Here is a 21,718-nt window from a genome sequence, read left to right on the forward strand (position 1 = left end):
AGGCCACTAAGAAGCCCCGTCAGAATTTCTGATGGGGCTTTTTAGTGGCCTGGAGCTATCGGTTAATAGTCGTCGTAATCAGAGTTGCGGCGGCTGTTGCGTGAGCTGCCTGAGCTACCGTACTCGTCATTATCGTCATCGGAGAGGTCGTCATCGTCCAGGTCATCTAGCGAACTAAAGCCACTACCGCCTTCGGAGTCTTCCTCCGCCTCGGCAGCCGTGTACTCTTCTTCGGTCATGCTGGCAAGGTCCAGGGCCTCATCATGCGAAGAGCCGGTATCACGCCACATTAGGTAATCGGCGTACTTGGCGGAAAGCTGATCTTCGGAACTTCCGCGGGTTTTGCTGCCGCCGGTTTTAGCGAAGGTATCCAGCTCGTCGTCATCGTCGAGGAAATCGTCGTCGAGGTCGTCGTATTGTCTCATGGCCTTGTCAGGGCGTAAGGGTGAAAATGTTCAGTTGAAAAGGCGTCACTCCGGCTGCGAAGATACGTGGGTACCAGTTTAAATGGTTACGGTAGCGCTACGCAGTAAACCTAAAATACTGCTTCTGTGAGAGAATCAGGCACTTCCTGCTGCCAATAATTTCAAGGTAAACCAGCTGCTATATCCGCCACACTGCTAGCAGCCCCGCATCATACTCCTCCGGCTGCAGCACGAATATGCCTTGAATAGTTGAGCCCTATAAACTGCACGTGGGGGAGTAGCACTAGCCAAACGAGTAGGCGCCAGCTAGCGCGCGGCTTTGGCACCAAAGTCAGTAATCAGGAGCTGCTGTTGGCAGAAATCGTATTCCTCGGGCACGTTGCTGGATACTAGTACCGTGCGGCCCGCTAGGGTCGCCCGCACGTGCTCCAGGTACCAATCTACTCCGGTGCGGTCGAGGTTGGTAGTGGGCTCATCGAGCAATAAGAGGGGGGCTTCTGCGTAAAGAGCCAGTGCCAGCTTGAGACGCTGCTTCATGCCCGAGGAGAAGTCCCGTACCAGCTTGTGCCGGGACTTCTCCAGGTACATCAGACTGATGAGTTTTTCGGGAGTAAAACCTGACCTTAGTGGTTTGAAGCGGATGTGAAATTGCAATAGCTCTGTAAGCGTCAGCTCCTCAATCAGCTCCAGATAGGGGGCTGCGTAGGCCAGGTAAGCCGGAACTTCCTCCACGGGTATCTGCTGGCCCTGGTGCTCGTAGGCTAGGGTACCCGCAGAGGGCAACAGCTGCCCCGATAAGGTGTTAAGCAGCGTGCTTTTGCCTGCTCCGTTCGGCCCCAGAATGGCCGTAGCTGTGCCCGGCTGAAACGTGTGCGTGAGGTCCCGGAAAATCCATTCCCTGACGAAGCGCTTACTTAACCCGGTAGCCGTTAGCTGCATAGTATAGAGCTTAGAAAGAAGAGCTTACAGCGGAGAAAACGCTCTGACAACCCTTGCGTCAGAACGTCTTCTTAGCTCTAAGCTCTTGGAATCTTTCTGCTAGTATTATTCGCTGATGCCGTTGCCGTTGCGGGAATAGCCTTTAATTACGCCCCGGCCTGAATTACGAATGAAGTTTACCACCTCATCTCGCTCCGGCGAGGGCGAAAGCTCCAGCTCAATCTGGTCGAGCGCAGCCGCGTTGTTGAGGCCACTCAGGAACAGCAAGCGGTAGAGCTGCTGAATCTCAGAAATTTTCTGGTCGGAGAAGCCACGGCGGCGTAGGCCTATGCTATTGATGCCGGAGTAAGTGAGTGGCTCGCGGCCAGCCTTTACAAAGGGCGGCACGTCTTTCCGAATCAGTGACCCCCCCGAGATCATGGCGTGCTGCCCAACGCGCACGAACTGGTGCACCGCCGACGACCCACCCACGATGGCGTAGTCGCCAATTTCAACGTGGCCAGCCACCTGCACCGTGTTGGCCAGAATGCAGTTGTCGCCAATGATACAGTCGTGGGCAATGTGCACGTAGGCCATAAGCAGGCAGTTGGCGCCCACTACGGTTCTCAGGCGGTCAACGGTGCCACGGTTCACCGTTACGCACTCCCGAATTACGGTGTTGTCGCCGATGTGAACGGTGGTTTTCTCGCCGGCAAACTTCAGGTCCTGGGGAGTAGCGGAAATGACGGCGCCCGGGAAAATCTTGCAGTTCCGGCCAATACGGGCGCCGGACATAATCGTCACGTTGGGGCCAATCCAGGTGCCTTCCCCGATTTCAACGTCCTTGTCAATGGTCGTGAAGGGCTCTACTACTACGTTTTGCGCAATTTTAGCCTCGGGGTGAATGTAGGCGAGTGGCTGATTCATTCTTTTCAATTAACAATGAATAATGAGCAACGAATGATGGAGATTGGATGAGCGGTCTTCACGAAATTGAGAAAACGCGCTCATGCTCCTGATTCATTGTTCATTGACATTTAAGCGTCTTTGCGGATGATGCTGGCCGACATTTCGGCTTCCATCACAACTTTACCGTTCACGTAAGCCTTGCCACTCATTTTGGCAATGCCGCGCTTCACAGGTGCCGTGAGCGTGCATTTGAAAATGATGGTGTCGCCGGGAATAACCTTGCGGCGGAACCGACAGTTTTCAATTCCCAGGAAATACGTCCAGTAGTTCTCGGGGTCGGGTACGGTGTTCAGTACCAAAATCCCACCCGTTTGGGCCATGGCCTCAATTTGAATTACGCCTGGCATAACGGGGTTGCCGGGGAAGTGGCCTACAAAGAAGGGCTCGTTCATCGTCACGTTCTTCACGCCAGTTACCGTATGGGCATCCAGGTGAATGATTTTGTCGATGAGCAGGAACGGGTAGCGGTGGGGCAGGGTAGCCGCAATCTGGTTGATATCCATCACCGGCTGCCGAGATGGGTCGTAGGTTGGTATGGGGCTGCTATCGGCCTCCATCATTTTCTTCTTGATGCGTTTGGCAAAGGCCACGTTAGCCGCATGGCCGGGCCGGGCCGCCAGGATCTGGCCCTTCAAGGGGCGGCCTACGAGGGCGAGGTCACCTACCAGATCAAGGAGCTTATGGCGGGCAGGCTCATTCTTGTGGCGCAGGTCAACGTTATTAAGGATGCCTTCCTTCTTCACGGCTACCTTGGGCTTACCCAGCATGGTGGCTAGGTCGCTGAGCTCATCTTCGCTTACCACGCGGTCAACCACCACAATGGCGTTGCTCAGGTCGCCGCCTTTAATGAGGTTCTGCTTGTAGAGGGCCTCCAGCTCATGCAGGAAGCAGAAAGTGCGTGAGGAGGCAATTTCGCTCTCAAACTGCGAGATATCCGTGAGGGAGGCATGCTGGGAGCCCAGCACCGGCGAGTTGTAATCCACCATCACCGTGAGGCGATAGTTGTTGAGGGGCAAGCCGGCAATTTCCACGGCCCGGGCATTGTCAACGTACCGGATTTCGTCGGGAATCTCAAAGTAGTTGCGCAGGGCGTTTTGCTCTTCCAGGCCTACTTCACTCAGGGGCTTGATAAACTCGTAGCTGGAACCATCCATGATGGGCGGCTCCGGGCCATCCAGCTGAATCAGCACGTTATCGATTTGCAGACCAACCAATGCGGCCAGCGTGTGCTCTACCGTGTTTACCCGGGCACCGTTTTGCTCAATGGTAGTGCCGCGGGAAAGGTCTACCACGTTGTCTACGTCGGCATCCACAATGGGCTGGCCGGGCAGGTCAATACGCTGAAACTTATAGCCGTGGCCTACGGGAGCGGGGCAGAACGTCATGGTGGCCTGCACGCCGGTGTGAAGGCCAATGCCACTCACGGTGACGGGGGCCTTAATGGTATGTTGCTTGTCGTTCATCTGGTGAGTTATCCGTTGCCAGTTGAGAGTAACCAGCGGCCAGTTCAAATGATACTAGCAGCTGGCAAGTCACAACTGGCAACTCTAAGGGGTGCAAAGCTAGGACTTTTCCGGTTGAGCCTGCTTACGTGCTAATTCATCTACCCGGCGTTCTAGTTCGGGCAGGCGGCGGAAGATGGCATTGGCCCGCAAACTGTCGCGAAGATTGAAGGCGGGCGAGCCTTGCAGAAACACCCCTTCCTCCTTAATAGATTTGCCCACCCCCGATTGCGCCGTGACGGTGGTGCGGTTGGCCAGGGTGAGGTGGCCCGCTAGGCCTGCCTGTCCGGCTAGCACGCAGAAGTCGCCAATTTTAGTGGATCCCGAGATACCGGTTTGGGATGCTACCACGGTGTGACGGCCAATTTCTACGTTGTGCGCAATCTGCACCAGATTATCAATCTTGGCGCCCTCCCGAATAATGGTAGAGCCCATGGTAGCGCAGTCAATAGTAGCGTTGGCCCCAATGCTCACGTTGTCTTCGAGCACCACGTTGCCTATCTGGGGGATGGTACGATAGGAGCCATCTGGCTGGGGCGCAAAGCCAAAGCCATCGGAGCCAATTACCGCGCCGGCGTGCACCGTGCAGTTGGCTCCAATAACCGTTTCAGCATAGATCTTGGCGCCGGCATAAATAATGGTGCCATCACCAATTTTGCACCGGTCGCCGATGTAGGCGTGGGGAAAAATTACCACATCCTGGCCTATCTCGCAGTTCTCCCCGATATAGGAAAAGGCTCCCCGGTAATGGTTTTCGCCGATGCGCGAGCCCGCACCCATGTAGGCGGGCCCCTCCACACCGCGCTTGCCCGTGCGGGTGGCCTGCTGATAAAACTCAAGCAGGGTGGTAAAGCTGGTATACGGGTCGTCTACGCGGATGAGGGCAGCCTGGGTAGGGTGCTTCAGCTCCAGCGCACGACTCACAATAACGGCGGTAGCGCCGGTAGTATAAAGGTAGTGCTCGTACTTCAGGTTCGACAGGAAGGAGAGGGAGCCGGCCTGGGCTTCTTCAATCTTTGCCAGCCGATCTACGCGCTGGGTGCTGTCACCTTCGACTGCTCCGCGCAGTACTTCTGCTATCTGGCCTACGGTAAATTCCATCGGGCAAAAGTAGGGAAATGTTGGGGTCTTAGGGACTTGGAAGCTCAGGGTCTTGGGTGTGGAGCCGTTATCTTTTTTTGAAAATAAGCCAAGCCTCCATTTTCCTGAAACCTCAACATCCTGATTTACAGTATCTCCTTGGGGTAGCAGATGTAGTGCTTCTCTACCCGCTGGCCTAGCGCCTTAATGTTAGGCAGGTCAGAGGCTTCGGCTACGTTCACCACTTTACCGCGCTTCGTGAGTACATCAATGGTGTCCTTCCCATCGGCGTCATAGGCGTTGTTGCTGATGCGGCCCGCAATCATCAGCTGAGCGGCTTCCTCGTGGGGTAGGCGGAAATGCTCGGCAATCAACTCAATGATGCCCAGCTTAAATTCTTCTTCGAAGGGCTCAGTCTGTAGGCTGATCTTGAATAAGTGGCGGTCGAGGAGGCTTTGGGCCAAGTAGTTCAGTACGGTGTCGGGGTGGTCGGCCCAGAGCTTCACGGCGCTCCACACGTCGGTATCATCAAGGCGGGTGAAGCGGCGCAGAATCTGGTCGTCTTGCTCAAACTCTTTCTGCGACACATTTCTGGATAGAAAGTAGTGCAGGGCCGGTGAGGCCGGCACGTTATGCCCGGCCCGCACCAGGTCGCGGGCCCGCTGCATAATCCGGATGACCATCTGCTCAGCACTGGTCACGGTTTTGTGCAGGTATACCTGCCAGTACATCAGGCGGCGGCTCACCAGAAAGTTCTCGATGCTATACACCGCCTTTTCTTCCAGCACCAGCCGTTCATCAACCACCGTGAGCATTTTAATGAGGCGGTCGGCGCCGGGGCGGCCCTCCTGCACGCCGGTGTAAAAGGAGTCGCGGTTGAGGTAGTCGAGGCGGTCCATGTCTAGCTGGCTGCTTACCAGCTGGTGGAAGAAGGGGCGGGAATAGGTGCCTTCGAAGATCTTTATGGCTAGGTCTAGCGCCCCGTGGTGCTCCGCGTTGAGCTTACGCATGAGGTGCAGGCTGAGCTCCTCGTGGTGCACCTCATGAAAGATGCTCCGCTCCAGAGCGTGAGAGAGGGGGCCGTGACCAATATCGTGCAGCAGAATGGCGGCCATGGCAGCTTCCCCCTCCTTGGCTGAAATCTTGATACCTTTATCTTTCAGCGTCCGCAGGGCCAGCGTCATGAGGTGCATGGCACCCAGCGCGTGGTGAAAGCGCGTATGCAGCGCACCCGGGTACACAAACATGGTAAGACCCAACTGCTGAATCCGGCGCAGGCGCTGAAAGTAGGAATGCTCGATCAGGTCGAACAGCAACTCAGTTGGAATCGTGACGAAGCCGTAAACCGGGTCGTTGAAGATTTTCTTTTTGTTCATGTAGGAGCAGGGGCGCCAAGCAATGGCGTAGGGCCCCGAAGAGCAAGAGGTTTGGTAGAAATACTAGGCCAGTTGGGCGATGAAAACGCCGGGTTGATACGTAGCGTTGCCTGGCCTAGGAACCGAAACCAACTATTTTCGGCTTCTTTACAGCGGAGTTAACGCCGAAATATCGGATTAAGGTAATTTTTGAAAACCAAAAACCAGGGATTGGCAGTAAAGCTACTTACGAAACCTCATTTGCAACTGACCAAGGCTTTGTGCGCTCTTTAGCCCGAAAACCCTAGGCCACCACTTGAGCCGTGTTTTTCCATTCCCAACCCGTTGCTAGGCCAGTCGAGGCTACTTTGGCGGGTTGTTTTCAAAGCGTAAACCTTTCCACTTTATATGCAACGTTACAGCATCCTCTGGGCCGATGACGAAATCGACCTCCTGAAACCCCATATTCTCTTTCTGCAGGAAAAAGGCTACGACGTAACCGGAGTTAACTCCGGCGCCGATGCCATTGAGCAGATTCAGGAGCAGACCTACGACATCGTGTTCCTGGATGAAAATATGCCGGGCCTCACGGGCCTGGAAACCCTCACTGAAATCAAAGCCACCCGGCCTACCGTGCCTGTGGTAATGATTACCAAGAGTGAGGAAGAGCACATCATGGAATCGGCCATAGGGGCCAAAATTGCTGATTACCTCATCAAGCCCGTGAACCCGAGCCAGATTCTGCTCTCGGTAAAGAAGGTGCTTGATAACAAGCGCCTCGTGAGTGAGGCCACTAACAGCGGTTACCAGCGTGATTTCCGGCAGCTGGGCATGCAGCTCTCCGACCGCCTTAGTCCCTCGGAGTGGGCCGATGTGTATAAGAAGCTGGTATACTGGGAGCTGGAAATTGCTGAGACAGAAGGCAAGAGTATGGCCGACGTGTTTAACATGCAAAAGGACGAGGCTAACACCTACTTCGGCCGCTTCATCACGGAGAACTACGAGGATTGGGTGAATGGTGACGAAGAAGCCCCGCTGATGTCGCACCAGCTGTTCAAGGAGCGCGTGTTCCCGATGCTCAAGGAAACCGGCGACACGCCCGTGTACTTCCTGCTCATTGACAACCTGCGCTATGATCAGTGGAAGGTACTGGAGCCCATTATTGCCGAAATGTTCACGGTAGACTCTGAGGAGACTTACTATAGCATTCTGCCTACTACTACGGCCTACGCTCGTAACGCCATCTTCTCGGGCATGATGCCCGGCGAAATCCAGAAGAAATACCCCAACCTGTGGGTGTGGGATGACGACGATGAAGGCAAGAACATGCACGAGGCGGAGTTCATGGAAATCATGTTCCAGAAGGCCGGCCAGAAGCACAAGTTCAGCTACAACAAGGTGACTAACCTGCAGGCCGGTAAAGACCTGCTGGGCAAAATGGCTAACCTGCACAACAATTATAAGCTCAACGCCATCGTCTACAACTTCGTGGACATGCTCTCCCACGCCCGTACCGACATGGCCATGATTCGGGAGCTGGCCGCCGAAGAATCAGCGTACCGCAGCATCACCAAGTCGTGGTTCCTGCACTCGCCGCTGTACGAAATGCTGCAGGTTATTTCGGAGAAGAAGGGCAAGCTCATCATCACCACCGACCACGGCACCATCCGCGTTAAGCGTCCTTATAAGATTGTAGGCGACCGGAACACGAATACTAACCTGCGTTACAAGCACGGCAAAAACCTGGGGTTTGATGACTCGCGTGATGTGTACACCGTGCGCAAGCCGGAGCACATTTTCCTGCCCCGCGAAAATGTGAGCACGGCCTACGTGTTTACGGTTGGTGACTACTTCTTCGCCTACCCCAACAACTACAACTACTACGTGAACTACTACAAGGACACGTTCCAGCACGGTGGCATTTCCCTGGAGGAGTGCATTATTCCTTACGTGGTGCTGAGCCCGAAAGGGTAAATGGTAAACTGCATAATAAAAAGGCCGGTCAACTGACCGGCCTTTTTGTTGGAGGTCTAATGTAAGACGGAAGAGCGCAGTGACTTTTTTTCATGCACGCATTGTGCAGGAGCCAACGCTTGCTAAACGAGCAAGTTGTGGCTTACGCTAGTCAATAAGGTAGATTTACCGTTGCAGTACACTTGAAGTCGTTTTTTGGAGCGGCCCAGGCTGATCATTTAACTATGAAGCACCTCGTTACGTTTCTACGTTGGTTACTAGTCGTTGCCGGGCTGCTCGCCGTAACGGCCAGCCTGCTATCTATTGCCCCGGCGCCGGTGTGGTGGCTTAAAGTGCTTGACTTCCTTCGCCTGCACCTGCTGGTGGGGCACGTAGTGGTACTACTAGGCCTAATTGGCCTGCGGAGCTGGAACCGGCACGCGTTACGCTGGGCACTACTGGGCGGAACGCTCGCGGGGTTGGCCATTCAAGCGTATCATTTGGTGCCATACTTGCCACTTGCCCCGAAGGCGGTGCCCGATTGGACTGCCAACCGCAGCGGTCGGAAAAGCAACCACTTGCGTCTGCTCATCAGCAATGTTTACATGAAGAACCGCCAGGCTGAGCCGCTGCTCCGGCTGGTGCAAAACGTGCGGCCAGATATCGTACTAGCCATGGAAACCGACCAGTGGTGGGTGGAAGCGCTGCAGCCGTTGCGGGCTGAATTTCCGCACCGTATAGAGCTGGCGCAGGACAACACGTACGGCATGGTCCTGTACTCCCGGCTTGCATTGGGTGAGCCGCGGGTACTGCACCTGGAGCAGGATGGGGTACCCTCCCTGCACGTGCTCGTACACCTGCGTAACGGCCGCCGGCTAATGCTGCATGCCATTCACCCACCGCCCCCAATTCCCGATGAATACCCTAGCAGTGTTGGCCACGCCGACCACGCATTCGACTCGGTTCGGCGGATGATAAACGTGGAGGAAGCGGCCGTGGTAGCTGGCGACTTCAACGACGTGGCGTGGTCGTCGGTGGTAAAGCGCCTTGATTCTGATGGCCAGTTACGCAACGTGCGTCTGGGACGCGGCTTGTTCAATACGTTTGATGCTCACTCGCTTATAATGCGCTGGCCGCTGGACCACATTTTCGTGACGCACCAATTCACCGTGGCTCAGCTTAAGCGTTTGCCGGATATAAATTCCGACCATTTTCCCCTCTACGCCGACCTGGTACTGCCGGCCGACTCGGCTGAGACACCATAATCTACTTTTCCGTTGGGCAAAGCATTATCCCGCTTCAGGTATAAAAATTTCTGCGAGCGGCTGGCAGCTTCGAGTCGAAACAACTGATTTGCGACGCCTTCAGCCGCCACGTCGGCGTCAATTTCCTCCGGCCCCACACGCCGCTGCTGTTTCTGGTGGGCACGGCTTACCGCCTAATGCCCGGCATCATAAACCGCCCTTGGTCGTGTAGGCCTACATAGTGACAGTGGCCTGTAGATGGTTAGAGAGTGGTGTGCCGGCTGGCTGGGTCTCGCCTGTTTGCAGCAGCATGCCAAGTGTACACCGTGAGCGAAGTCTTCCTAACCGCATGATAGCAGGGTGGGGAGCGGCTTCTTGGGGTGAGCAGGCTGAAATTATAAGATGGCAGGCTAAGCAGGCTGGCGCATGGCTTCCAGCACCTTGTCGGGGGTAATCGGCACTGAGCGCAGGCGCCGGCCGGTGGCGTGGAAAATAGCGTTGCCCACGGCGGCGGCCGTGCCTACAATAGATATTTCGCCGATTCCCTTTACGCCCATGGCATTAATGTAAGGGTCGTGCTCGTCGATGAACTCCACGTGCATGTCCGGGATATCGGCGTTGGTGCATACATGGTAGTCGGCTAGGTTAGCGTTGGTATAGCGAGCCAGATGGGGGTCGCGCACGCCGGCTTCCATCAGGGCCGCCCCAATGCCCATCACAGCCCCGCCCAGAATTTGCGAGCGGGCAGTCTTGGGGTTGAGGATGCGTCCGCCGGCTACCACGCTCACCCAGCGCGTCACCCGCACCGTGCCCAGCTCGGGGTCGACGTGCACCTCGCAGAAGTGCGCCCCAAACGAATGCATGGAGTGCTGCCCGGCGGCATCCTTACCGGCGTCATCGGATTTGGCGTTCAGCGTGGCCTGGGCCGACTCATAGCCCGCGCCGTAGCGGCCGGTGGCTATGCCCTCCACATCGGTCATCTGCGCCCGCTGCATCACCTCGGCATAGCCTTCGCCCTTGGCGGGCGTAGCCCTGAGCTGGAGGCGGCCTTTTACGACTTCTACGTCGGCAGGCTTAGCTTTGAAGAGTGGCGATTTTTTGTCCATCACCGCCACCTTAACCAATTGCTGCAACACATCCTGCGCCGCCAGGTATACCGACGACGACACTGTGCCGGCCGCCATCGAGCCGCCCGAAATAACGGTTGTAGGCAGCACCGAGTCGCCCAACTCGAAGCGCACCTTGTCGGGGGCCAGGCCCAGCGCATCGGCGGCCGTTTGGGTGATGACGGTGTAGGTACCGGTACCCAGGTCGGTGGCAGCGGCCTGCGCTACGGCATGACCGTCGGCAAAGAGGCGCACGCGAGCATTGCCCTGCGCGCTGTGCACGGGGTAGCTGGCCGAGGCCATGCCCCAGCCCACCAGCACCTTACCCTCGCGGGTTTGCCCGGGCTGGGGGTTGCGCTTGCTCCAGCCAAAGAGCTCGGCCCCTCGCTCATAACACTGCTTGAGGCTTTTGCTGCTCCAGGGCTTGCCAGTGCTTGGGTCCTTATCGGCGTAATTGAGCAGGCGTACCTGAATGGGATCGAGGCCCACCTGGTAGGCCAGGTCGTCCATTGAGCTTTCGAGGGCAAACGAGCCGGGGGCTTCACCAGGAGCGCGCATCCAGCTGGGAGTCATTACGTTTGACCGGCCTAGCTTAGTCACAGCCGCGAAGGCGGGGCAGGCGTAGAGCATGCCCGTAATCTTGCTGTTGGTTTCAGCGTACTCGTCCCAGGGCGACACGGTCGATACCTTATTGTGCACTAGGGCCAGCAGCTTGCCTCCCTTGGTAGCGCCCAGCTGTACGGTTTGCTCCTGGTCTTCGCGGAAGCCCATGCTGGTAAACATCTGGGGCGGGTGAGTACCAGCTTTACCGGCCGGCCTACTGCTTTGGCTGTGAGGGCCGTGAGCACGGTATGGGGCCAGATGGGGCCTTTGCAGCCGAAGCCCCCGCCCAGGTATTTATTGATGATGCGCACCTGATCCTGGGGCAGGCCTAGGTAGGCACTCACGGCCCGCTGCTGCCACGAAACACCCTGGGCCGTATCGTAGAGAGTAATGCGGGTAGGCGTTTCCCAGTGGGCGATGGTAGCGCCCGGCTCCATGGGGTTGTGTAGGTTAGCGGCGTGGGTATAAGTGGCCGTGAGCTGCACCGGCGCGGCGGCGAAAGCAGCGGTGGCCTGTCCCCGGCGCTCGGTGCCCTCGGCCGCGGCGTCGGGTTGCCCGCCAGGATTAAACAGTTCTGCCTTGGGGTCGTGGTACGAGGCCACGGGCTGCTCAGCCGCGACCATTACACGCAGCTTGGCGGCGGCAGCCTGAGCGTGCTCCAGGGTGTCGGCCACCACCACAGCTACCGGCTGGCCGGCATAGAATATCTGGTCGCTGGTCAGGGGTAGAAAAGTTTGCTGCACCGAGGGGCCAATGGCCTGCTTGCCCTCCTTCGACTCGGCCGTAAGGGCCGGCTTGGGGAGGTTCTGGTGAGTGAGGATGGCCAGCACGCCTGGCTCACGTTGGGCGGCGCTGGCGTCAAAGCCCGTAATACGGCCCTTGGCCACGTCGCTGGTCTTGAGCACGGCATGCACCAGGCCCGGCACTTGATTGTACTCGGCCGAGTACTTGGCCGCGCCCGTCACCTTGGCGTAGCCATCCACGCGGCTCAGCGGCTGCCCGACGGCGGCGGCCTTTGGGTTGGTTTGGGCAAAAGTTGGTTCGCTATCCATAAAAAGTAATGAGGCGTAACGGAATGAGAGAGGGCAGGGGGCGCTACGCGCCGACTACCTGCTGTAAGGCGCGCACCAGCGTATTCTGCGCCAGCTCCACCTTGTAGGCGTTGTGCTCGCGGGGGCGGGCATCCTGCAGTGCGGCCTTTGCCGCCGCCCGGAAGGTGGCCTCGGTGGGCGGTGCCCCGGTAAGCACCCTTTCGGCTTCACGGCTGCGCCAGGGCTGGGCGCCCACACCCCCCAGCGCCACGCGGGCCGAGCGAATGGTGCCGCTCTGCACATCCAATCCCACCGCAGCCGAAGCCAGAGCGTAGGCGTAGCTAGCCCGCTCGCGCACCTTTAGGTAGGTAGAGCGTTGAGCATGGGCGGCCTGCGGGATGGTCACGGCCACAATTAGCTCGCCGGGTTCGAGTACGTTTTCCTTCTGCGGCGTGCTGCCCGGCAGCAGGTAGAACTCGGTCACAGGTACCTGGCGCTGCTTGCCCTTATGGTTTTCCAGCGTCAGCACCGCGTCCAGCGCCGACAGAGCCACACTCAGGTCGCCGGGATAGGCGTTGGCAATGCAGCTCTCGCTCACGCCCAGGATGGCCAGGTTGTGGTTGTCGCCGGTTTGGGCGGGGCAGCCCGAGCCGGGTACGCGCTTGTTGCAGGGAAAGGCCGGGTCGCGGAAGTAACCGCAGCGGGTGCGCTGCAAGATGTTGCCCCCGATGCTGGCCATGTTGCGCAACTGCGGGGAGGCCGCCAGCAGCAGCGACTGCGATACGGCGGGGAATTGCTGCACTACGAGTGGATGCTCGCCCACGGCGTTCATGCGCTCCATGGCCCCGATGCGCAGCCCTTCCTTGGTTTGCTCAATGCCTTTAAAGGGTAGCAAATTGATATCGACCAGCAGCGGATGCTCCTGAATGCCTGCCTTCATTAGGTCAAGCAACGTGGTGCCGCCAGCAATGTAAGCGGCCTGGTCCTGGTCCTTTAACCGGCCCGTGGCTTCTTTTGCCGAGGTGGCCTGAGTATAGCTGAAGTTGTTCATGAGCTTAGCCTTTTGCTTGTTGGCCAGCCACCTCGCGCACGGCGGCCAGAATGTTGGCGTAGGCGCCGCAGCGGCATAGGTTGCCGCTCATCCACTCCCTGGCTTGGTCGTCGGAAGTGGCGTGGCCTTCGCGCACGCAGGCTACACCCGACATGATTTGACCGGGTGTGCAATAGCCGCACTGAAAACCGTCGTGCTTGACAAATGCCGCCTGCATGGGATGTAGTTGCTCGCCTGTGGCCAAGCCCTCGATGGTAGTAATTTCCTTGCCTTTCACCATCACGGCCAGGGTCAGGCACGACAGGGTACGTTGGCCGTCAACGTGCACGGTGCAGGCCCCACACTGGCCGTGGTCGCAGCCTTTTTTGGTCCCGGTCAGGTCCAGGTATTCGCGCAGGGCGTCGAGTAGGGTAGTGCGGGGTTCCAGGGTCAGGTTTTTTACCTGACCGTTGATGGTGAGCTGCAGAGGGCTGGCACCTGATACGATGGGGTTGTTAGGCGCCAGCTTCTCGGCCAGCGTTTCAGCCTGGCTGGCGATAGGTGAAGCCAACGCGAAGCCCAGAATGCCCCCGGCTTGCTGCATGAAGGTGCGGCGTGAGCCATCTGCCGGCCGCGATGCCTCGGGCTGGTCCTCAGGAAATAAATCAGACTGCATACTTAATCGGGAATAAGTGGCAAAGAGAATTCGCCCGAAGGCAGACTAAAGTGCACGCCACCAAAGTGGCAGCGAGCAGGGCTTTGCCCGCGATGGCGGCGGGCTCTTGGGGTAGTGCCGCCTGCCTTTTACGAGGCCAGGTAGTCAAAGGTCTTGGCCTCTCTACGATTCATTTGTAAAGTTTTCAAAGAGAAGAATACGCTTTTCAAATGGTGAAGCTTGGCCGCTTATGTAAGCTTGCTCGTTTAGGGGGTGTCCAGCGTAGTAACACTGGCTTATGGAGTCTACATGAAGTGGTGGTATTGGTAGCCCCTTCTTTACGAGTTGCCAAGCAGTAACATTGTCCTGAGTATACCTGCCGATTCCTTCTTCCGCACACCTTCCCTATGAAACTACTAACCAAACCCGCTTACCTGCTGCTGGTGTTGGCTGCCGCAACTAGTTGCGACTCCAGTAACTCGCCTGATCCTACCCCGAAGGCAACCAGTGTACATCTCACGCTCGGCAACCCCAGCGGAGCGGTAGCTGATGTTAAAAAGCCTACTAACTACTTGCTGCTGAAACCACAGTATGCGCTCAGCTACCACCGCGACCGTGGAATTCCGAATTGGGTGAGCTGGCACCTGGATAATACTTGGCGGGGGGCAGCACCCCGCCAAGATGACTTCCGGGCCGATGATGCCTTACCGGAGGGGTGGTACCAGGTGCAGGGGAGTAGTTACCAAGGCTCTGGCTTTGATAGGGGCCATAACTGCCCCTCCGCCGACCGCACCAAAACAGTAGCCGATAACTCGGCCACTTTTCTGATGACCAACATGACGCCTCAGGCGCCGCGCAGTAATCAGCAAACCTGGGCCCGGCTGGAGGAGTACTGCCGCTCCTTGGCCGATACAGGCAAAGAACTATATATACTATGTGGGAGCTACGGCAAAGGTGGCAGCGGCTCCGATGGGGGAGTAACCCAAACCATTGACGAGGGGCACGTGACGGTGCCACGCCGGTGCTGGAAAGTAGTGATAATACTGCCCATAGGCAGTAATGATGCGGCTCGCGTTAGTACGGGTACGCGCGTTATTGCCATTGACTCGCCCAACGATAACAGCATCGGCAGCAACTGGGGCCAGTACCGTGTGAGCGTTGATGCCATTGAAGCCGCTACTGGCCTAGATCTGCTGTCGGCCGTTTCACCGGCAGTCCAAGCCAAGCTTGAGAGCACCGTAGACGCGGGCCCCACGGAGTAGTGGCCTGCCTACACGGCAGATAAAAGAGGCAGCGAAAAACCTCAGCAGGACAAAGAGTTGTATTAACTGAGGGGCAGCACTTGCGTAAGAACTTGAAGCCACCTTGGTTGGTGGGCGTAGTCACTTAACCCTGTTGGCATATGGCAACCTCAGATTCTTCCGCCTCAGATATTTACAACGAGTTTAAGCAGGATGTAAATATGACCGCAAGTGAGCTGGAAAAATGGCTCAAGACTGATGAATCAAAATCCGTAGGCCAGGATAGTGGCGATGGCACCAGCATTGGGCACAAATCGGGGGAGCACATCATCCGAATTCTGCACAAGAAAAAGGCCGACTTAACCTCCGACGATGAAGCTCACATGCATAAAGTGCACAGTTATGTGAGCCGTCATCTTGGGCAGGGGCCTCATCATGAGGAAGATGTAGAAACATCCCGTTGGCGCTACTCCCTCATGAACTGGGGACACGACCCCCTGAAGGACAAGAGGTAACCTACTGGCCTAGGACAAGCCTTCCGGCCACCGACAGGCATCTGAATGCACCGCTTTTTGGGGGTGTCAGATGCTTGCAGGCGGCCGGAAGGCTTGTTTAGGAAGTTGCGCGGCTAGGCCACCAGGCTTATCCGGCCCGGCGTTTTTCTTCCTCGGCGCCACCCGTACGCCGGCGGTTGGTGCTCAGCTTGTCGTTGCCGAAGCGGTAGCCAAAGGAAAGAGTGGCCACGCGGGAGTCCTGGCGCTGGTAAAAGCGCTCTACGTAGTTGGCGTAAGACGACGTAGCGCGGACGGGGCTGGTGAAGAAGATGTCCGTTACGTTTAGCTTCAGGGTGCCCTTCCGGTCCCAGAATGCCTTTTGTACCCCGGCCGTTACCTGGCCCTGAGGGCGCACATCCAGGAACCCATATAACTCCCGCGACTGGTAACTGCCACTTAAATCAGCCGACCAGCCTTTGCCAAACGTGAAGGAGCTGTTGCTGGTGATGTTGAAGGCGGCCCGGCCCCGGTTAAGGTTGGTGCCTGCCAGGTTACCCATAAACCGGGAGTAGTACACCACCGCGTTATTATAAATGCTCCAGCCCTTCATGGGCTCCAATGGTATCGTTAGGTCCAGGGCATAGTACTCCTGTGCCTGCAGATTTACGCTGGTAGATACTACCTGCTGCCGCCCTTCAGAACTAGGAGCCGGCTGCACTACCTGAATAATAGGCAGCGAGGTTTTGGTGTAGTTGAGGCCCGTAGTGTACTTCTGCTTAAACGTGTGGTTTAGCTCTACATTGTAGCTGGTTTGAGGCCGCAGGTTGGGGTTGCCGGAGCCATACGTGGTGGCATCAATGTACGCCCGGAAGGGGTTGAGCTGGTTGTAGCTGGGCCGGTCAATCCGGCGACTCAACGATACGGCTACTTCGTGGTCTTTGCTGAGCTGGTGCTTCAGGGCTGCACTCGGGAACAGCTGGAAGTAGTTGCGGTCAAACCCCTCGTTCCCTACCGACTGGCGGCCCTTGGCATTGGTTTGCTCGCCACGCAAGCCCGCCGTGAGCGTAAAGCCGGGCTGGGGTGTGAAAGTGAGCGTGCCATAAGCGGCGCTGATGTTCTCGTTGTAGCGGAAGCGGTTGGTTTTGCCCAGATCCACGGAGTCTAGGCCAGTGCGGCTGAGGTTGTTAATGAACAGCACGTCATTATCAGAGTACACCTGGCTACCCTTGACGCCGGCTTCCAGGCGCAGCTGTTTGCCAAGCGTCTGGACGTAATCAGCCTTCGCCGACTTGATGGTAAGGTCGCCTTCCTGGCTACCGCGCAGCACAAACGGCAGGCGGCCTCCTTCGTAGCGGGTGGTGAGGTTCTGGGTGCGGTCAGTAGAGTAGCGGGCTATATCAGCGTCGGCAGTCAGCTCCCGCGTATTACCTGAGTCGGCCGGGAACGTGTGCTTGAAGTTGATGTTGGCGGCTCCGTTCGGTGAATGGGAGGTACGCACGTTGGTGGAGCGGTAGGTTTCCAGTAGACCACCCTCGGCACTGAAGAACTGGGTGAAGTTGGTGCCATTCTGGGGTACCTGGTTTGTGAAACCGTTGAGCGCCACGCCTACCACCGTCCGCTCAGAGAGGGTGAAGTCGAAGCCGGCTTTGGCGGCGTGGTTGCGGCCGTGTACCTGGTTGCGGTTGTCCTGCTCACTGCTGCCCGTGAAGGTGCGGTTGGCTTCGGGGCCGCCGAGGTCATGCACGCTATAAAAGTCGCGACTGATGGCGAGCAGTGGCTGGTTGTGGCGGTCTGAGTAAGTATAGCTTCCGAAAATATTTAACCCTTTGCGGCGGTGGTTCAGCGAGAGGGTAGAGGTGAATTTACCCCCGAAAAAGCTACGGCCGTAGCTGGTGTTCACGCTGCCGTTAGTGCCCAGGCGCTGGTCTTTTTTGAGGTTGATGGCGATGATACCGGCCCCACCCTGGGCATCATACTTGGCCGGCGGGTTGGTAATCAGCTCAATGTTCTTAAGCTGCTCAGCTGGTAAGGCCCGCAGATAATCGGCCAGCTCAGTGCCGGTCATGGGCTGGCGTTTGCCATCAATGAGTACCAATAAGCCCTGTTTTCCCCGTAGGGCCAGGTTGTCGTTGCCATCTACCGTAACCCCCGGGGCGCGGCGCAGTACATCCAGCGTAGTATTACCCGCCGATAGGGTGCTATTTTCCACGTTAACAATGGTGCGGTCAGCTTCCCTCTCGTAAAGCGGCTTCTGACCTAATACCGTCACCTCCTTAAGGTTGGTAGCGCCGGTAGGCTGCAGCGTGAGCGTAAGGGAAAAAGTGCTGGCCACGGGCAGTTCAAGGGGCCTGCTCCAGGAGCGGGTAAACCCTACCTGTGAGGCCGAAACCAGATAACGACCAGCTGCCGCTGACTCAAAGCGGAAGCTGCCTTCCCCGTCGCTGAACTCTGACTTCACCACAGTTGAATCACTGGCCCGGTGCAGTACCACAGTGGCATACTCAAGGGGAAGGCCAGACGCACTTTTTACACTGCCTGCCAAACCGCTGGCATTCTGGGCCTGCGCATCGTTGCAACTGGCAGCGCCTAGTATAAGCAGAAATAATGGCCGGAAGACCAGCCCACAAATCGAAGTTTTCATGACTTCCAGGAGGTGAAAATTGGGGTATAACAGGTCGCCCCGCTCGCTGCTGGCCAGGAAGGGAGTAGGGTGAAAATGAAGTACGAAGTGCTTCGTAGTAAACGTACGAAAGTTTTCGTATTAACAAAAAATAGTATGTCTATTCTGCTATAGCTGTCTTCAAATCAGTAGTTGATTGGGGTTAGCTGGAAGCAGAGCAGTTAGCAGAGATTTGCTCCAGAAGCTCCTTCAGTACGCTTAGTTCCCGCTCAGAAATGCCTCTCAACGCCACACTACGGTTGTTGAGCACCACTGGCTCCACGGCCGCCAGTGTTTGTAGGCCAGTGGGCGTTACCCGTAGCCGCGAACGGCGCCCGTCATTTCGCGAAGGCTCCGAGACCAATAGTCCACGCGTCAGCAGTAAACTGATCATGCGGGCCACGGAGGCCTGGTCCTTGAAAACACGCTCCGCAATACCGGTTTGCGTTAGGTCGTCGTGCTCCTGAATCACCTGCAGTACCAGCCACTGATCAACTGTAATGGCAACACCTGCCCGGTCAATATTGGCTTGCGCCATTTTGCGGTACTGCCTGATAGCTTTATCAAGGGAGTAGAAGATGATTGAAGAGAGCATTAGGAATTTTAATGATATATCATATAGATGTATGATGTATCATAAAGGTTGCCCGAGGTCAGAAAAATAATTTCTCAGAGGGCCAGTTGAATCTGTTATGGGTGCGGAAGTGGCCTAGCGCCAATAGCTGGGGATGGAACAATAAAAAAGCCACTCTGCGGGCAGAATGGCTTCCTGAAGAATTAGGGGTAGAAGAGCTATTGAACGTTGCCGGCCCGGCGCTTTTCATCTTCCACGCCCGTAGCTCGCCTGCGCGAAGGGGCTACTTTGTCGTTGCCAAACCGGTAGTTAAAGGCCAGTGTGGCAACCCGGGAGTCTTGCCGGTTGCGGAATACTTCCTGCAAAGGCAGGTACGTAGAGGTAGAGCGTAGAGGGGCCGTGTAGAATATATCGGTTACGTTGAACCGCAAGGAGGCATGGCTGCCAAGCCCTTTTTGCACCCCAGCCGCGGCTTGCCCAAAGGACCGGACGCGTTCAAAGGCATACCGCTCCGGGGTATGGTAGTTGCCGTTTAGGTCGAGGGTCCAGCCTTTGCCCAGGCTCAGGTTTGCATTGCCGCTAAGTATGGCCGCCGGCCGCCCCGAAGCTGGTTTAGAACCATTGGTCAGCTGTCCCTCAAAATAAATGTAGAATACCTCTGCATTTGCGTACAGATTGAGCCACTTAGTAGGCTTGAGGGGAGCGGTAAATGTGAAGGCGTAATAATGTTGAGCCTCCAGGTTGGTGAAGGTAGCAACTACGAGGCCATCGGCATCCAGCAGCGTGGCGCCTACAATGGGGCGGGAGGTACGCGTGTAGCTAAGCCCTGTTACCAGCTTTTGCTTGAAGGTGTGCGTTAGCTCCGCCACCAGGTTGGTTTGGGGCCAGAGGTTGGGGTTGCCGCTGCGGTAAGAAACCGCATCAATATAGGAGCGGAAGGGATTGAGCTGGGTGTTATAAGTAGGGCGGTCTATGCGGCGGCTGAAGTTCAGGGCCAGTGTATGCTGAGGATTTAGCACCCGCTCCAGGCTGAAGTTGGGAAACAGCTGAAAATAATTGCGGCGGAAACGTTGGTCGCCGATGGCCTGGCGACCTTCTACTACCGTTTGTTCTCCGCGTAGGCCAGCGGTGAGCGTGAGGCCCGGCCGGGTGCGGGAAAGGGTGAGGTACCCCGCCCGAATATCCTCATCATAATGAAACTGATTGGTAGTGCGGGTATCTACGCTCTGGACCCCATTAATCACCTTCAGAAATAATACATCGTTATCTGAGTTGACCCGGCTGGCTTTCACCCCGGCTTCCAGGCGCAGATTATGACGCAGGGGCCGAATGTAGTCGGCCTTACCCGACCAGATAGAGAGTCGTCCGTTTTGGTCGCCAATCAGGCGGTTATCCAGTACGGTTGGCAGCGTAAAGTGGTTGAGCAAGTCAAGGGTGCGGTAGGTCCCGTACCGGCCAAAATCAAAATCAGCCGACAGCTCCGGGGTACCCAATGAATCAGGAGCGAAACGGTGCCGCACCGATACGTTTGCCGTTTGGTTGGGAGTGCGCAGGTTCCGGTAAATATCCGAGGTGAATTGGGCCGTGGGCTGCGTCTGCGCATTCAGGAACAGGCCAGTGTTTTCTCCCTGTGAAGGTACCCGGCTTGCTAGGCCACTCACCGCCACTCCCAACTGCGTATTTTTAGTGAGTGTGTAGTCGAGGCCCGCGCGCCAGGTATGCGACTGCAGGTGCCCCCGGGCATCGTTATACTGAATGCTCTGGCTGCGTACCTGCTGGTCGTCCTGGTAAAAAATTCGGGAAAAGTTGAGCTTTTGAAAGCTCTGCCGGTCAGCGTAAGAATAAGTAGCAAACAGGTTTAGCTTCTGTTGCCGGTGATTGAGAGAGAACCCTGAAGTAAACTTGCCGTATTGTCCGCGCCCGTAGCTGGTGTTTACGCTACCGTTGGTGCCCAGGCGCTGATCCTTCTTTAAGTTGATGGCGATGATGCCTGCTCCTCCCTGCGCATCATATTTGGCTGGTGGATTGGTGATTAACTCAATGCTGCGCACCTGCTCGGCGGGGAGGGCCCGCAGGTAATCGGCTAGCTCGGTGCCAATAAGGGGCACGCGCTTGCCATCAATGAGCACCAGCAAGCCCTGCTTTCCCCGCAGGGCCAGGTTGTCGTTGCCCGCAACGGTTACGCCGGGGGCACGGCTGAGTACATCCAGTGTAGTATTGCCGGCACTTAGCGGGGTGCCCTCAACATTTACTACGGTACGGTCAGAGAGGCGTTCAAACTGTTGTTTCTGACCTGTAACAGTGACGCCCTTCAGGGTAGTGGCTGCCGTAGCCGCCAGCCGCAGATCCGGCAGGGTAAGGCCAGCGGCCGACAGCTCAAAGGCAGGAGTCCAGGCGCGGCCATAGCCTACCAGCGCCCCCGATACCAGGTACCGACCAGGAGGAGCAAGGAGGAGGTAGGCGCCTTGGGCGTCGCTGAATTCAGTTTTAACAGCTACCGAGTCGGTAGCTCGGTGGAGGGTAAGCGTAACGTATTCAAGGACACTGCCGGAGGTAGCGCGTACAAGGCCGCGCACCTGGGCCGACTGGGCCTGAGCAACTACAGAGGCGGGCAGTAGCGCTATACTGGCAACTAGCCCAAAACGGCCCAGAAAACCGGGCAAAGCAAATGGCATAGACACGATGAGTTGGTTGTGAAGCAACATCGTGCAATAGGTTTGGAAGGGAGAGATGGCACCCAGAAGTAGTGGCTCCTCCAGTACCAGAATGCAGGTCAGTTGGTCGGAAAGATAGGCATATTACCCATTTTTGGGAAACTTCAATGGGCAGGAGTGCTACCTAGCTCATGAAAAATTCATTAACTCAAAAAGTGCCCTGCC

The 21,718-nt window shown here is 56.9% G+C and carries 16 protein-coding genes and 1 pseudogene; 4 read left to right on the top strand and 13 right to left on the bottom strand.

The annotated features are described in order from the left end of the window. Positions 1 to 62: 62 nt before the first annotated feature. The 6 genes from HMJ29_RS16540 to HMJ29_RS16565 all read right to left on the bottom strand — a co-directional run bounded on the left by HMJ29_RS16540 (position 63) and on the right by HMJ29_RS16565 (position 6,270). Positions 63 to 425 carry a hypothetical protein gene (locus HMJ29_RS16540; protein WP_171592526.1) on the bottom strand — a complete coding sequence of 121 codons (363 nt, stop codon included), beginning with the start codon at positions 423 to 425 and terminating at the stop codon, positions 63 to 65. Between the two features lie 306 nt (positions 426 to 731). After that, the gene (locus tag HMJ29_RS16545) at positions 732 to 1,364 is read right to left on the bottom strand and encodes an ABC transporter ATP-binding protein (RefSeq protein ID WP_171592527.1); all 633 of its coding nucleotides are present in this window, start codon (positions 1,362 to 1,364) and stop codon (positions 732 to 734) included. Positions 1,365 to 1,469: 105 nt separating this feature from the next. Beyond that, on the bottom strand, positions 1,470 to 2,270 hold the full coding sequence (lpxA, locus tag HMJ29_RS16550; RefSeq protein ID WP_171592528.1) for an acyl-ACP--UDP-N-acetylglucosamine O-acyltransferase: 801 nt from the start codon (positions 2,268 to 2,270) through the stop codon (positions 1,470 to 1,472). 110 nt (positions 2,271 to 2,380) lie between these two features. Continuing rightward, the gene (locus HMJ29_RS16555; RefSeq protein ID WP_171592529.1) at positions 2,381 to 3,775 is read right to left on the bottom strand and encodes a bifunctional UDP-3-O-[3-hydroxymyristoyl] N-acetylglucosamine deacetylase/3-hydroxyacyl-ACP dehydratase; all 1,395 of its coding nucleotides are present in this window, start codon (positions 3,773 to 3,775) and stop codon (positions 2,381 to 2,383) included. 99 nt (positions 3,776 to 3,874) lie between these two features. Further along, the gene (gene lpxD / locus HMJ29_RS16560) at positions 3,875 to 4,915 is read right to left on the bottom strand and encodes a UDP-3-O-(3-hydroxymyristoyl)glucosamine N-acyltransferase (protein ID WP_171592530.1); all 1,041 of its coding nucleotides are present in this window, start codon (positions 4,913 to 4,915) and stop codon (positions 3,875 to 3,877) included. A gap of 125 nt (positions 4,916 to 5,040) precedes the next feature. Further along, a complete protein-coding gene (locus HMJ29_RS16565; protein ID WP_171592531.1) occupies positions 5,041 to 6,270 on the bottom strand; it encodes an HD domain-containing protein in 1,230 nt (409 codons plus the stop codon). 387 nt (positions 6,271 to 6,657) lie between these two features. Here HMJ29_RS16565 and porX point away from each other — a divergent pair, with 387 nt between their 5' ends. Then, positions 6,658 to 8,223 carry a T9SS response regulator signal transducer PorX gene (gene porX, locus HMJ29_RS16570; protein WP_171592532.1) on the top strand — a complete coding sequence of 522 codons (1,566 nt, stop codon included), beginning with the start codon at positions 6,658 to 6,660 and terminating at the stop codon, positions 8,221 to 8,223. 224 nt (positions 8,224 to 8,447) lie between these two features. Then, positions 8,448 to 9,467, top strand: coding sequence for an endonuclease/exonuclease/phosphatase family protein (locus HMJ29_RS16575; RefSeq protein ID WP_171592533.1), 1,020 nt, complete (start codon positions 8,448 to 8,450; stop codon positions 9,465 to 9,467). Positions 9,468 to 9,856: 389 nt separating this feature from the next. On the opposite strand, the gene HMJ29_RS20540 is transcribed toward HMJ29_RS16575, so the two are convergent. The 4 genes and pseudogenes from HMJ29_RS20540 to HMJ29_RS16590 form a co-directional block, all read right to left on the bottom strand. Then, positions 9,857 to 11,062: a xanthine dehydrogenase family protein molybdopterin-binding subunit gene (locus HMJ29_RS20540; protein ID WP_366671529.1), complete on the bottom strand. Its 1,206-nt coding sequence runs from the start codon at positions 11,060 to 11,062 to the stop codon at positions 9,857 to 9,859. Next, a pseudogene (locus HMJ29_RS20545) lies at positions 11,063 to 12,207 on the bottom strand (xanthine dehydrogenase family protein molybdopterin-binding subunit); the annotation flags it as partial. It abuts the gene before it with no gap. 43 nt (positions 12,208 to 12,250) lie between these two features. Beyond that, positions 12,251 to 13,237 (bottom strand): FAD binding domain-containing protein, encoded by a 987-nt coding sequence (locus HMJ29_RS16585; RefSeq protein WP_171592534.1) that lies wholly within the window; start codon positions 13,235 to 13,237, stop codon positions 12,251 to 12,253. A gap of 4 nt (positions 13,238 to 13,241) precedes the next feature. Then, a complete protein-coding gene (locus HMJ29_RS16590) occupies positions 13,242 to 13,892 on the bottom strand; it encodes a (2Fe-2S)-binding protein (RefSeq protein WP_171592535.1) in 651 nt (216 codons plus the stop codon). Between the two features lie 386 nt (positions 13,893 to 14,278). Here HMJ29_RS16590 and HMJ29_RS16595 point away from each other — a divergent pair, with 386 nt between their 5' ends. Further along, positions 14,279 to 15,133, top strand: coding sequence for a DNA/RNA non-specific endonuclease (locus HMJ29_RS16595; RefSeq protein WP_171592536.1), 855 nt, complete (start codon positions 14,279 to 14,281; stop codon positions 15,131 to 15,133). 140 nt (positions 15,134 to 15,273) lie between these two features. Continuing rightward, complete coding sequence (locus tag HMJ29_RS16600) at positions 15,274 to 15,627, top strand: DUF3140 domain-containing protein (protein ID WP_171592537.1); 354 nt, start codon at positions 15,274 to 15,276, stop codon at positions 15,625 to 15,627. Between the two features lie 127 nt (positions 15,628 to 15,754). Here the strand turns inward: HMJ29_RS16600 and HMJ29_RS16605 are convergent, their stop codons facing one another. The 3 genes from HMJ29_RS16605 to HMJ29_RS16615 all read right to left on the bottom strand — a co-directional run bounded on the left by HMJ29_RS16605 (position 15,755) and on the right by HMJ29_RS16615 (position 21,544). Beyond that, positions 15,755 to 18,247, bottom strand: coding sequence for a TonB-dependent receptor domain-containing protein (locus HMJ29_RS16605; protein WP_171592538.1), 2,493 nt, complete (start codon positions 18,245 to 18,247; stop codon positions 15,755 to 15,757). Between the two features lie 181 nt (positions 18,248 to 18,428). Next, entirely contained in the window at positions 18,429 to 18,860 is a 432-nt protein-coding gene (locus HMJ29_RS16610; protein ID WP_171592539.1) for a MarR family winged helix-turn-helix transcriptional regulator, read from the bottom strand. Positions 18,861 to 19,057: 197 nt separating this feature from the next. After that, positions 19,058 to 21,544 (bottom strand): TonB-dependent receptor, encoded by a 2,487-nt coding sequence (locus tag HMJ29_RS16615; RefSeq protein ID WP_244679123.1) that lies wholly within the window; start codon positions 21,542 to 21,544, stop codon positions 19,058 to 19,060. Positions 21,545 to 21,718: the final 174 nt, after the last annotated feature.

Source organism: Hymenobacter taeanensis, from assembly GCF_013137895.1.
In the GTDB taxonomy this organism is placed as follows: domain Bacteria; phylum Bacteroidota; class Bacteroidia; order Cytophagales; family Hymenobacteraceae; genus Hymenobacter; species Hymenobacter taeanensis.